This is a genomic window from Methylocapsa aurea, assembly GCF_000746085.1.
Lineage (GTDB): Bacteria > Pseudomonadota > Alphaproteobacteria > Rhizobiales > Beijerinckiaceae > Methylocapsa > Methylocapsa aurea.
Map to the genome: position 1 here is coordinate 70,443 of NZ_JQKO01000017.1, position 10,881 is coordinate 81,323.

Sequence of the window (10,881 nt, forward strand, 5' to 3'; positions counted from 1 at the left end):
GCCATTGATCCGGCGAGCGTGAGCCAGGCTACAATGCCGGCCACGGCTAGAAGGCGACGGCGCATTCTTACTTTCCTCTGAATTCAAATGGGTTACGAACGAATCGGCAGCTTGTTGCTGCATATTGGCCATCATCGGATCCCGCGGCGAAGCTGGCAATGGCGTCCGTGTGGCCAAATCGCGGCTGCTTCAAGATTTAGTGGAAAAGCGCCGCAATGGCCAAGGCCTGGATGGTCCACGCCAATTTGTATTGGCGAATGAATTCTAATTTAGCTAACTTTCCTTAATTTTCATTCTTGCCTCCGGAAATCTTGAGGCCATTTTGGAGATGCGCTTAGGCTTTGAGCGGACTTAGGGCATGTTCCGAAAAAGTTGATCGACTTTTTCGATGAGAACATGCTCCAACTTATTGATCTGGCGCTAGTTCTTATCGATTGGATGATTCCATCCGATAGGAGCGCGCTCTAGGTCTTTCGCTGAAATGTGTGTCTTCATACGGAGTAGGGGCCCTGATGCCATTTTCGACGCCGATGGCGCTAGCGATCTACTTCACGATTTGGTTCACCGTACTGTTTGCGGTGCTGCCTTTCGGCGTCCAATCGCAGCATGAGGCGGGCGACATCGTGACTGGTACGGATCCGGGCGCTCCGGTCGCGCCTCGGCTTCTCGTCAAGGCCTTGTGGACCACTTTCATCTCCGCCGTCGTATTCGCCGGGGTCGTCGCTTTAGCGCATTATGTCGGCTGACGCGCCTTTCTATTGACGCTTCGGACTGTTGCGGCTACTTCACCCTCAGCCCTTATGGAGCGCGTAGCTCAGTTGGTAGAGCATCTGACTTTTAATCAGAGGGTCATGGGTTCGAATCCCATCGCGCTCACCATCAAAAACAATGGCTTAGAGCAACAATCTGACCGATCAACGATAAGTTCGCCTGGCTCGGTAAGCGCTCGGTAAGCAGAAATCGGAAATTCGGGGAAAACATCGGCCACAGTGCTGGCCGGCAACCGTTCTGCGCCTTGCTCAGGCTTGTCTTCCCGCACCCTGCGCTTTGTGCTCGAGCCAGTTCGGCCGCACGTCTGTGGGGCGGGCTCGGCATTCGGAGCATTTGAGACGCTCCCGCGTGCGAGGAACGGGGAAGGAGTCCACCAAGCTCGACACGTCGGCCCGGCCAGCGCAGCCCGGCCATTCCGGCAAGCACCATCAGGCTGCACACGATATTCCGCATCAGCAAAGAGGTTCTCCCGGTTTCCCGGCCCTGACCGGCGAACGAAACTGAATGGGTTTTGCCGATTCCAGCCGTACGCCGCCGCTCCGTAGCCGACTATTTCTTCTGCGCGAACGCCTTGCTACCCTGTATGGACACGACCTTGGCTGACTTCCACGGATCGTCATAGGCATGAAAGTGGTCCGTCGTGGGCCATTGGCTCACGACCGCTTTGGTACTGCGGCTTTTGTCGTCAAAGATGAACGACCGTATCATTTGGTCTAAATCGGCAATCATTTGTGTCTGCGTGTTTGCCTGCCGAGTGTTCATCAGAGCGGCCCAGCAGAAGCCGCTGGCATCCCGGACGAGCAAAGACGTCGTGCCCGGCAAAATGCCATCGTGAAACCAGTTCTGCTTGTTGCCGTTTCCGCGCACATCCCAACCCTTGGCATATTTAGGGTCTTCATTAGTGGCAAACTCACGTGCGGTAGTCGGCGTGGTCATCGTCGCTATCGACGCGGCGCTGAGAATGTCGGGCGGCTGCGAGAAGGCGTCGACATGCACGGCGAAGCGAACAAGATCGATGGCGGAGGCGATCCAGCCGCCGTGGGAGTCCATGCGAGCAACGGGAATGGCGTAGGGGTCATCCTCTTGCTTCAAAATAACATCACTGGTGCCGGCGGCACCAACATGGAACCGAATATAATATGGTTGTCCGTAGTAAACGACCTCTCCTACGCGCCTTTGGGCCAACGTGTCCCCGGCGACCTCCATGGTCGTGATGCCGCAGGGCGCCAGGACATTGGCGCGCACATAATCCGCGTAGGGCTGCCCGCTAACCCGCTCGATAATCCGGCCGAGCAGGCAAAAGCCGAAATTGGAATAGGCCCAAATCGCACCTGGTTGATTCTCCAGCGGGCGATTGCGCAGCACCCAGGCGATGAGGTGCTGATGGGTCAGTTCGGGCTGGACGAACATCGGATCTCTACTGTCGTTCTGCCAGCCGCCGGAAGCATGCTCCAGCAAGTGTTGCACCGTGATCTGGGCGAGCGAGCTCGGCTTCTGCTCCGGCGTAAGGGCGTCAAAGCCGAAATCCGAGCCAAACACGCCGCCAGCGCCGAATACTTTGTCAGCGAGGCTCAACCGCCCTTGCTCAACTAGCTTGAAGATGGCGACGACCGTGAACGGCTTCGTCACGCTGGCGATCCGGAAGCGGGACCAAGGGCTGACATCCTCGGCCGCCTGGAGGGTTATGCGATCCCATAGGGTGGGCTTGCGCGCTTGACCAAAACCTTTCGCATAGACGAGCCTTCCGTCCTTCGTGATGGCGATGGACAGGCCGGGAACGCTATATTTTCCCATGTAATTGCCGACGAGCCGATCAATGGCGTCGAGCTCTGCGGGAATAAACCCAGCAGTGAAAAACAATTCCGCTACTGCGGAAAGCCCCCATTTCGATATCGGCGTAACGAAGTTCTCATGCATCGCCAATCTCCAATCCACCGGATGATAGGGCTAAACCATTAAGGATAGGCGTCTTGGGAAGTCCTGGCCGCTCGCGCGAGCGGCCAGGAACTGCATCAGTCCTCATCGCCCCTTGGGGGCAACGGCTGAGGATTGATCGCAACCCGGCTGCTCCATGACGACCCGTTGTCGATCGAAGCGCGCTCGCCGACAGAGGCTGGATGCACCATGAGCGAATCCGAAACGCCTATCTCGGCTCCTCTGGTCCCGTCGACTGTTCGCGCCATGGCTTCGAACGCGATCGCGGAAGTCATGATTGTCGCGCCAATGGCGCAAAACATAATTTTGGTGGCGTTCATCATCCTGATTCTCAGTGTGTCGAAGCGACCTTCGCCTCGGCCACGAATGAGAAATTGCCATTCCGTTGCAGCCGCCAATGTGCGCCGTCATACATTGCCCGTGAGGTACGCAAGGGGGCGGCGATCTTGACGGAGCGTTGAGCTTCCGTGCGCTCAATGCTGAATTGGCGGGAGGCAGCGCGGACGCCGCCTTCATTCCCGCGCCGTTAGAGGATCCTGCGGCCTTGAATTACGCGCAGGACGATCACGATGACCGCTATCACTAGGAGAATATGAATAAACCCGCCCATTGTGTATGAGGAAACTAAACCCAGCAACCAGAGGATGATGAGGATAACCGCTATAGTTTCAAGCATTTGCTCTCTCCCTTTTAACTGACCTTCCCCAGAAGACCGCCGGTTTCCACCTGCTGGCTTTCTTGATTCTCACACCGGCCCCGCCACCGTCATTCTCGGCGACGAACTCGAAGAAGCCGGGACTGGACCGGGTTTCATTCCTTTTCCTCCTTGCGCAACTTCGCGCGGCGGTTTTTCAGTTCCACCAGTTCGTTCTGATCGTGGGCGCGCCGCAGTTGCTTCATCCCCCTTTTCGGGCTGGGCTTCTCGTTGTCCGGCTCCGGAGTCATATCGGCCTTCAAGGCGTCAATCTGGCCCGTTAGATTGGCTACCGTCTCCGAACGTTCCTTGAGCCTGACGCCAGCACCTCCCCCATTTTCAGGGATGAACTCGACGCCGGCGGTCTCGAGCGCGGCGCGGATAGCGTCGACCGTGCGTTCCTTCAAGGCTTCTCCCCGCTCAAGACGGGCGACCGTATCTGGGGAAACATGCGCAAGTTCAGCAAGCTCTCGCACTCCCAAACCTAGCGCGACACGCGCCATCTTGCATTGAACCGCCTGCATTTCATAACCACGTTACGATTATTGTTGACAGGCCTTCGGCCTTAGAGCTATCGTAGCTTAGTTACGATTTCAGTACAAGGTGACGCTAATGCCCGCCATCACCCACTCCGCCACCTTCGACCGCTCGACCATCATGCGCACGGCCCATGCCGCCGCGAAGGCCCGCATGGCGCCGAGCAAGAGCTATCGCTACGGCGATCGGATCGACCGCAAGCTCGGTATGTACGTCGCGCCTTTCAGCTATCGGGAGGCCTTTGCTGCTGCTCTCAAGCAGGCATGGCGAGAGGCAAAGGCGATTGCACAGTCTGCCGCGCTCGCCGCCGCCGCTCCTTCCCTCACAGCCGATGAAGCGGCGCGGGTGCGCGATCTCGAAGTCATGGCCTGGCGTCAGCCCGTCACTCGTCGCGGGAATGACCTCATGCGCGATCTCCAAGCCGAGGCGCAGGCCATCCGAACTGAGGCGCAGCGCAGAAGCAACCCCGTTGCCTTTGGCGTCGCCGCCTGACCGTCAACCAGCATTTTCAGCACAAATCAGGAGCAAACCCAGATGTCCAAAAAATCCACAGAGATTTCCATCGCCTCGGCGACGCGCGAGCTCGAAGGCGTCCGCCGGGCCGCGTCGATGGCGGGACGCGCGATGCAGCGCCTCGAAGCCGACGCCGAGCGCATTGCGGGCGAAGTCGGAACGTCAGGCCGAAGCCTTCGCCTTGTCTCGGCCAGCGAACAATTTTCCGCGCTGATCAAGCACGGCAAGACCGTGATCCAAATCGAGGGCGACGCCTTCGCGATCACATCCGGAGACTGACGCGCTCATATCCTCTCATCCGCAGGAGCAACCACAATGCTGAACCCCACCGTTCAGGCAAGCGCTACCGGCTTGCCTGCGCCACGCCTGAAACTTCCGCTGCACGAAGTCATTTGGATGCGGCTTCAATTCCGCTACGCGATGGCTCTTCTTCGCCTCGCCGAACAGGCGGAAAAGCTCCGGCGCGCAGCCTCCGGAGAGGCTATGCGGATTTCCGGGGACCTCCTCGAAAGGATCGATCCAGGCTGGCGCGTGGCCGGCAAGGGCGATGAACCCAACTTCAACGGGAGCAGTTGCAATGCCGAATGAACCCATTCCGGCAGCCGATACCGGCTTGCCAAATCTCGACCATGGACCAGGCATGAAGGTTGGCGATCTGGGGTTGGAAATATGCCGATCCCGATCAATCGCCGCCTTGAGGCCAACGGTTCTCTCCCCCGAATATTTGGACGAGTTCTTGGCTATTCTGGATCGCTTCCTTTCCTACGAGGATAAGATCCCTCACGAGTGGAACAAGTGGCGCGCGTCAGGCTTTGCAAACCGAACCCGCTTTCTTGAAGAAAGGGAGCAGCTTAAAAAAGAAAGGGATGACGTCCGCAGAAAGATGACCCGCTTCCTCAAGATGATGCGGGAGGCGCAATCGAAGAACATCGACGACATTCTTTTCAAGGCCTATGTCGCCGATGCGGTGGAGTCTTCTGAACCGTTCAAGAACTCCCTAAGCCACTCACTTCTTGGCGACCTTTTGGCCAGCGACTGTTGGAGGGCCTGACCATGACAAACGAAAACGCAATTCAAATTTATAACGACCTGACCGAAGTTTCCCATCTGCTCGCCGCCGCATTTCTCGCCGTCGACGGCATGCGCAGCGATCGGTCAGAACCGATGATGGCGCTGCTGAATGTGATCGAACACAAGGTCAAAGAGCTCCGGGAAAACACCATGACTTTCGGCGGAATCAGCGACCCGGACTCGAAAAGCCCTGCGCTGAAGCTGGAGACGAGCAACGCCGTCGGTATTGGGAGATTGGCAAAGTGGTGCGCGGCGGGCGGCCTATTCACAGCCGTTATGGTGTTTCTTTTCCGGCACTTGCCTTGAATGCTCGGAAGAATTCAGAGGCCGACATTTTCGACCGTTTGAAATCAATGATTTATGCGGCGCATATTGAAGGAGAAGCCCCAATGACAACGAAATCGAAGACACGCAAGGCGCCGACGGCCAAGAAACGCGACATATGCACCATCAAGCAAGCCGCGGAACTGGATTTTTCCCCCGCCTGGACGAGCGATCAGATCACGAAGTTTCCGACCCCGGAACAGTTCAATAATCCCCACCTTATAAATTGCCGCCTTGCCGTTGTTATTTTAGGGAAAACTAAGCCGGAGGTTATGGCGCTGTTCGATGGCGAACACGATAGCCTTATGATGGATATGGTGGACAATTTTCAGGAGACACGTAAGTTTTTTATGGAGATTTGCGAGACCTTGGACGCCGCCCACAGTCGCCTTTTGGTTGCCTGCGCCAGCGTTGCTAGAGCGTCGCAACCGACCTGACGCCGGCGGACCGGGCGAAGCAAACCGCCCGCCCCGCGCCGCAGCGCCTATTCTCGGCCGCCCTTGATCACTGCGAATTTTGGCCGGCGCCGTGGCGGGTCATCTACCTCCGGCTTTCCAACGATCTCGATCAAACGATCCCATAGGCTGAGCGGCTCAGCCTGTAGACCGGGGGCTTGCTGAATCTGCGTCTCGGGTTCGCCGGCTGGCATTTCCTCGGTCATCGGCTTTCCCCCGTTTGCATTTTCCTGTGGGACGCCAAGACCAGCGCGGCCGATCCCGGCCCGAACAGCTTGTCAAAGTCAGGCGCACGCGATGGATTTTGAATCAATGCCGTGATTGCTCCATCGGGCGGGGCGATTCTCTTGCCCGCCTGCGCCGAGGTCTCGCCGAGCGCGGCCGCCGCCATTGCCGCGTTGGTCTGCGCCTGTTGCAGCGCCGCCGCGTCGGTCAGGCCGGGCCGCTCGCCATTATGCAGCTTGCGCATGAGGTTCGCCGCGATCCCAGCGGTTTCATTGTCCTGCCCGGCGACCTGCAGCCCGAACTGCAAGACCCGATCGGCATAGGGGCCATAGGCCTTGTCCAGCGCCGGGATGATCTTCGACAGGGCCGCACGCTCCTGACCGGGCAGCGCCGCTGTCAATGGAGCCATGATCTGCTTGACCTCGTCCTTCGTCACCGGCTGGCGCGCGGGCTCTGGAATGCCAATCCGCTCCTGTGCGATCAGCCGCGCCTTGGCGAGCGCCAGAACCGTGTTGGGGTCAGCCGGATTGGCTTGCGCCTTCGCCGCAGCGACCTCCGGCAATTGATCGGCAGCCCCGGCCGGATCCTCGGCGCGCTGCTTGGCGATGCTCTGCGCATATTTCCGGGCTGAATCGTAATAGGCCTGTTGCTCGACAAAGCCCGGCGCGCCCGGCGCTGGCTTCAATGCCGCGACCCGGCTTTCGAACTCTTCAGCCGGCAAGACGGGGAAGTCATGGGTCTGCGTGTAATAGGCCTGCCCCCGCGCCCTCGTCGCCTCGAAGTCGGCGCGCGCCTGCGGTCCGAGCACCGATCCGACCCTATCGGCGGTCAAGCCGTCGACGGGCTTCCCTGTGCTCATCAAGGAGGCTTCGTCATCCTTGATCAGGCTGGCGAGCTCGGTCCGCTCCGCCCGGCTCACCGCCTCGGTCTTATGAATGTCCTGGATGACTTCATGCTCGGATTGCGTGAGCAGAGCTTGGCGCCTGTCTACGGGGAGAAGATCGGCGATCTGCTTGTCCCGCCCGCCGAGGCCATGCCGGGCATAGCTGATCACCGATGTTCCATTGGCGTCGCGCACGTCCTCGCCTTCAAGCGCGCGCTTGGCCCCACCAGGCCCGCCAAGGTGCATCATGGCGTAGAGACCTTCTTTGGTGATCTCAATGCCGCCCACGGTCTTGCCAACGTATTTGCCGAGCCCGTTTGACGCGATCTCTTCGTCCATCTTGCCGACATGGGCGCCGAACGCGGCCTTTTGCGCCTCGGGATTGGCGAGGAAGTCTTGCAGGGTCTTGACCTCGGGGAAGCCCGGAACGTTGAACGTCCCGCTCCATTTTCCCGGCGCCGAGGCGGATGTTTTCGACCAGCCCTTCAGGTCCTCGCTGGGGCCCGGCGCATAGACCCCGACATCGGCAAGGCGTGGCGCTCCGAATTGATAGGTTCCGGCATAGCCGAACTGGTTGACTTTGGCCGGGTTGCCGCCGCTCTCTTGGGTCGAAAGCGATTTGTCCCATCCGCCGAGCAGAGCGACGCGCTTTTCGGCCGGCTGCGCGCCGAGCCAGGCATGGGAGAAATCCTGCGACCATGTATTCTTTCGCTGTTCCGCTTCCTCTCGCGTGATGTAGCCTCTCTCGGCCATGGCGTCGATGAACCCGCCGGCGGTTTGAAAGATTCGAGCGTGTTCGACGGGATCCGTGGATTTCAGCGCCGCGTCGCGAAGACCGGCGAGGCTTATTTCGGTCCCCGCCTTGAACTGGTCCTCGTCCAAACGATCAGCGCGTTGATTTGAGGCGATGCCGCCCCTATCAACATCGATCTTGTTCCTGAGCATGAATAGTTGGCGGACTTCGGGATTCTGAATGCCCGCCGCCGATTGCTCGAGCGCGACCCGATAGCGATCCGGATAGTCCTTGCGCAGCGCGCCCTGATCCTGCTCATCCCTTACCGCTGAATCGATGTCGACCTTCGCCGTTAGCCAATGCGAGGCCGCTTGCGCTTCGGCCAGCTTGTCGGCTTTGTCGTCCTGCTGAATGGCGTAATCGGCGGCGGTTTTCCCGGCTCTGGCCAGCCCCTCGCCGAAAGCCTGCAAGCCATTCCCGGCCTTGGCGGCTGTCTGCGCAATTGTTGCTCCAGCCGATGTGTCCACGCCATAGTCGGAGCGCCTCCCGGAATCACCGGATGGAGCGCGGCCTAACGATCCGAAGTCGGGCAATGTGGGCAATGCGATCTCCCTTGATTACGTTGGGCCGCTTAAACCGCCGCCGCGCGGCCAAGATGCCGGCCATGGCGCGAATGTCGGCTCCGGGCTCTTGGTTGGTTCCGGCGGAACTTCCGGGAATAGGTCCTCCGGAACCAGATCAGCCCTCACCCAAAAATCCATCCAGCAATCGAACCGACCACCCATTTGGGTGCCAACTTCGGCAAGTCTGTCTTTCCAGTTGACGAACTTGCGGCCCTGGCCGCCTTTCTGGACGCGCTGCTTGCTATAGCTCCAGCTGTAGACATCGAAAATAGCCGGATCCGGTCTTGCGCGTAGGCAAACTTCGACGTCGCGGCCTGGAAACAAATTCTCGTCAAAGCCAAATAAATCGGGCCTGTCGTTCGTGACGGTCAGGTCGTAAGCCGGGATTTTCGAGGCGATGCGCTCGAGGACGCGTTTCAGCGTTGTCGGAGGCTCCGGCCAAGGCGACCAGCTCCAACTCATGACGCCTCGGTCCGCCGAGCGCCAGCCGTCGCCGTCTCGAAAAACAACGATATGGGCGCGTGTAGGCAGCGCTTGCAGCGGCGGCTCAACGCCCTCGACGGTTCCCACGTGTTCCTGTTGCATCTCAGACCTTTGCGCCTTCAGAGTTGCGAATATAGGCGTCAGCCGCTGCTCGATCCGGGAACCGATCCTTGACCACGCTGCCGTCGCTCTTCCGCATGACGGCGAACCGCGCATGAGGGCCTCGCCAATCAACATGGAGACCTTCGCCTTCGTCCTGCGCAACCGCGCTGGCGCCGGCCTTCAGGCTTTCGAAGCGCTGGAGCTCGACGACATTGGCCCAGGTTGCGCCAGCCGACGCCACATGCAGCACAAGCAGCCAGTCCCCGGAGTCGATCGCAACGCGGATCTCGTCATAGGGGCGTAGGTTGCGCGCGATGTGCCGCCAATAGTCCCGATGCAGGATTTCTTCGATCGTCGTGCCGGTCTCGGCCGTGACGAACCATCGATTGAAGGCGTGTTCAGACAGTTTAAACCGGGATTCACTTAAAGCTTTATCGGTCATTTCATTTCCCTTCCAAAGCTCGCCGAGCTTTCTCAAAAACAAAGGCAATCCGTCGCGCCGTTTCGAGCGGCGAACTGTCGACGGTTTCGATCGGGCCGCCATTCCTGCCGGTCATCTCGATCGCCGCAAGACGCGGATGCACATAGGGGGCACAGTACTTTGCGGCGTCGAGCCGAACGGCCGGCTGGGCACCAATGTCACGCATGACCGACAGCATATATTCGAGAGGGGTCACCCCTTCTTCAAAGGCCCGCTCGGCAATCTCGCGCGTTCGCGTCGTGGTCGAGCCTTTGCGGCGTCCGGCGCCTGGTCTCTTACCGCCGCGGGCCATCTTTGATTTCTCTGATTTCGATTTGATTGTTTTCGAGGGTCATTTCGACATCATCGACCTGCGCGAGAAATTGACGAATGAGCTCTGCCGCCTCGGATTTGGCCCCGGCTTCGTTCGTCAGCTTCAGGCCTTCGCGCAAGCCTTCACACGCCCGCCGCATAGCGCTCCCGGTCGGATCGGCGGCCCACGCAAAGGCGTCGAAGAGGCATGCGAGGGCGATGATCTGCTGTTCCGGCACGTTCAGTCCTCCGATGTTCGTCGAACGATAGTGACCCCGGAGCCCAATGCGCCAGACGCTGATTGCGGAAGTTGCGGGCTTTGCGGAGTTTGCGCGCATTGAAGTTCGGCGCGGCGGGCAGCCTCGGCGCGGCGAAAATACTCGGCGACGCGGCCGGCCCGTTCTCCGGCCTGATATTGGCGCAGGGCCTCGGCGTCCCCATCGAGGAGCATCAAGATCGCCGGCTTACTGACCTGCCAGGGTCCCCCAGCGACGCGGCGGCCGATGTTGTGTTTCTCGCACCACGTCCGCACGGTCGACTCGCTAACGCCACACATTGCGGCCGCGATACGGACGCTAATTGCCTCTTGTTTGTTGTAAGGGATTAGGACCTTCGGCTCGTCGATCATGCTGAACCGCCTTTCTGGTGATAGGGATTTTGCCAGTAGGTGCACGTCAGCCGGTCGAAGACCCGCCCGCTCGCCGTGACGGCGTGTTCAGGTCCAAGGCTCCGCACTTCCTCGCCGTGGCAAAACCAGATC

General features: G+C 59.6%; 16 protein-coding genes, 1 tRNA gene and 1 pseudogene. 8 read left to right on the forward strand and 10 right to left on the reverse strand.

Going from position 1 to position 10,881, the window contains the following annotated elements:
* Window positions 1-512: 512 nt before the first annotated feature.
* Window positions 513-746: a DUF1467 family protein gene (locus DL86_RS12710; RefSeq protein ID WP_036262001.1), complete on the forward strand. Its 234-nt coding sequence runs from the start codon at window positions 513-515 to the stop codon at window positions 744-746.
* A 57-nt stretch (window positions 747-803) separates the two neighbouring features.
* Window positions 804-879: transfer RNA gene (locus DL86_RS12715), tRNA-Lys, on the forward strand.
* Window positions 880-1,320: 441 nt separating this feature from the next.
* Here DL86_RS12715 and DL86_RS12720 read toward each other — a convergent pair.
* The 3 genes and pseudogenes from DL86_RS12720 to DL86_RS20510 all read right to left on the reverse strand — a co-directional run.
* Entirely contained in the window at window positions 1,321-2,688 is a 1,368-nt protein-coding gene (locus DL86_RS12720; RefSeq protein WP_051953351.1) for a serine hydrolase domain-containing protein, read from the reverse strand.
* Between the two features lie 544 nt (window positions 2,689-3,232).
* Window positions 3,233-3,382: a lmo0937 family membrane protein gene (locus DL86_RS19890; protein WP_156964629.1), complete on the reverse strand. Its 150-nt coding sequence runs from the start codon at window positions 3,380-3,382 to the stop codon at window positions 3,233-3,235.
* Window positions 3,383-3,705: 323 nt separating this feature from the next.
* Window positions 3,706-3,924, reverse strand: a pseudogene (locus tag DL86_RS20510) (helix-turn-helix domain-containing protein); the annotation flags it as partial.
* A gap of 88 nt (window positions 3,925-4,012) precedes the next feature.
* Between DL86_RS20510 and DL86_RS12735 the strand changes: the two are divergent.
* The 6 genes from DL86_RS12735 to DL86_RS12760 are packed head-to-tail and all read left to right on the forward strand — an operon-like array spanning window position 4,013 to window position 6,282.
* Window positions 4,013-4,429, forward strand: a complete 417-nt coding sequence (locus tag DL86_RS12735) for a hypothetical protein (RefSeq protein ID WP_036262008.1) — start codon at window positions 4,013-4,015, stop codon at window positions 4,427-4,429.
* Window positions 4,430-4,471: 42 nt separating this feature from the next.
* Complete coding sequence (locus DL86_RS12740; protein ID WP_036262011.1) at window positions 4,472-4,729, forward strand: hypothetical protein; 258 nt, start codon at window positions 4,472-4,474, stop codon at window positions 4,727-4,729.
* Window positions 4,730-4,765: 36 nt separating this feature from the next.
* Window positions 4,766-5,038: a hypothetical protein gene (locus tag DL86_RS12745; protein ID WP_036262014.1), complete on the forward strand. Its 273-nt coding sequence runs from the start codon at window positions 4,766-4,768 to the stop codon at window positions 5,036-5,038.
* Window positions 4,998-5,501, forward strand: a complete 504-nt coding sequence (locus DL86_RS12750) for a hypothetical protein (RefSeq protein WP_156964630.1) — start codon at window positions 4,998-5,000, stop codon at window positions 5,499-5,501. The genes DL86_RS12745 and DL86_RS12750 overlap by 41 nt, the downstream gene beginning before the upstream one ends.
* A gap of 2 nt (window positions 5,502-5,503) precedes the next feature.
* Entirely contained in the window at window positions 5,504-5,827 is a 324-nt protein-coding gene (locus DL86_RS12755) for a hypothetical protein (RefSeq protein ID WP_036262020.1), read from the forward strand.
* The gene (locus tag DL86_RS12760) at window positions 5,764-6,282 is read left to right on the forward strand and encodes a hypothetical protein (RefSeq protein ID WP_156964631.1); all 519 of its coding nucleotides are present in this window, start codon (window positions 5,764-5,766) and stop codon (window positions 6,280-6,282) included. The genes DL86_RS12755 and DL86_RS12760 overlap by 64 nt, the downstream gene beginning before the upstream one ends.
* 47 nt (window positions 6,283-6,329) lie before the next feature.
* Here DL86_RS12760 and DL86_RS19895 read toward each other — a convergent pair whose 3' ends face one another.
* From DL86_RS19895 to DL86_RS19900, 7 genes are read right to left on the reverse strand one after another with little or no spacing between them, the layout of a single operon-like run.
* A complete protein-coding gene (locus tag DL86_RS19895) occupies window positions 6,330-6,506 on the reverse strand; it encodes a hypothetical protein (RefSeq protein WP_156964632.1) in 177 nt (58 codons plus the stop codon).
* Entirely contained in the window at window positions 6,503-8,743 is a 2,241-nt protein-coding gene (locus DL86_RS12765) for a hypothetical protein (RefSeq protein WP_156964633.1), read from the reverse strand. The genes DL86_RS19895 and DL86_RS12765 overlap by 4 nt, the downstream gene beginning before the upstream one ends.
* Window positions 8,744-8,758: 15 nt before the next feature.
* Window positions 8,759-9,349, reverse strand: a complete 591-nt coding sequence (locus DL86_RS12770; RefSeq protein ID WP_036262029.1) for a hypothetical protein — start codon at window positions 9,347-9,349, stop codon at window positions 8,759-8,761.
* Between the two features lies 1 nt (window position 9,350).
* On the reverse strand, window positions 9,351-9,791 hold the full coding sequence (locus DL86_RS12775) for a hypothetical protein (protein WP_036262032.1): 441 nt from the start codon (window positions 9,789-9,791) through the stop codon (window positions 9,351-9,353).
* A gap of 1 nt (window position 9,792) precedes the next feature.
* Window positions 9,793-10,122, reverse strand: coding sequence for a hypothetical protein (locus DL86_RS12780; RefSeq protein WP_051953353.1), 330 nt, complete (start codon window positions 10,120-10,122; stop codon window positions 9,793-9,795).
* On the reverse strand, window positions 10,106-10,360 hold the full coding sequence (locus tag DL86_RS12785; RefSeq protein ID WP_084572896.1) for a hypothetical protein: 255 nt from the start codon (window positions 10,358-10,360) through the stop codon (window positions 10,106-10,108). The genes DL86_RS12780 and DL86_RS12785 overlap by 17 nt, the downstream gene beginning before the upstream one ends.
* 2 nt (window positions 10,361-10,362) lie before the next feature.
* A complete protein-coding gene (locus DL86_RS19900; protein WP_156964634.1) occupies window positions 10,363-10,677 on the reverse strand; it encodes a hypothetical protein in 315 nt (104 codons plus the stop codon).
* Between the last annotated feature and the right edge of the window lie 204 nt (window positions 10,678-10,881).

Coding starts and splice junctions, on each gene's coding strand:
- DL86_RS12745 (WP_036262014.1), top strand. CDS start 4,766: ATGCTGAACCCCACCGTTCAGGCAAGCGCTACCGGCTTGCCTGCGCCA.
- DL86_RS12775 (WP_036262032.1), bottom strand. CDS start 9,791: ATGACCGATAAAGCTTTAAGTGAATCCCGGTTTAAACTGTCTGAACAC.
- DL86_RS12735 (WP_036262008.1), top strand. CDS start 4,013: ATGCCCGCCATCACCCACTCCGCCACCTTCGACCGCTCGACCATCATG.
- DL86_RS12770 (WP_036262029.1), bottom strand. CDS start 9,349: ATGCAACAGGAACACGTGGGAACCGTCGAGGGCGTTGAGCCGCCGCTG.
- DL86_RS19900 (WP_156964634.1), bottom strand. CDS start 10,677: ATGTGTGGCGTTAGCGAGTCGACCGTGCGGACGTGGTGCGAGAAACAC.
- DL86_RS12750 (WP_156964630.1), top strand. CDS start 4,998: ATGAACCCAACTTCAACGGGAGCAGTTGCAATGCCGAATGAACCCATT.
- DL86_RS12780 (WP_051953353.1), bottom strand. CDS start 10,122: ATGGCCCGCGGCGGTAAGAGACCAGGCGCCGGACGCCGCAAAGGCTCG.
- DL86_RS12710 (WP_036262001.1), top strand. CDS start 513: ATGCCATTTTCGACGCCGATGGCGCTAGCGATCTACTTCACGATTTGG.
- DL86_RS19895 (WP_156964632.1), bottom strand. CDS start 6,506: ATGACCGAGGAAATGCCAGCCGGCGAACCCGAGACGCAGATTCAGCAA.
- DL86_RS12720 (WP_051953351.1), bottom strand. CDS start 2,688: ATGCATGAGAACTTCGTTACGCCGATATCGAAATGGGGGCTTTCCGCA.
- DL86_RS19890 (WP_156964629.1), bottom strand. CDS start 3,382: ATGCTTGAAACTATAGCGGTTATCCTCATCATCCTCTGGTTGCTGGGT.
- DL86_RS12740 (WP_036262011.1), top strand. CDS start 4,472: ATGTCCAAAAAATCCACAGAGATTTCCATCGCCTCGGCGACGCGCGAG.
- DL86_RS12755 (WP_036262020.1), top strand. CDS start 5,504: ATGACAAACGAAAACGCAATTCAAATTTATAACGACCTGACCGAAGTT.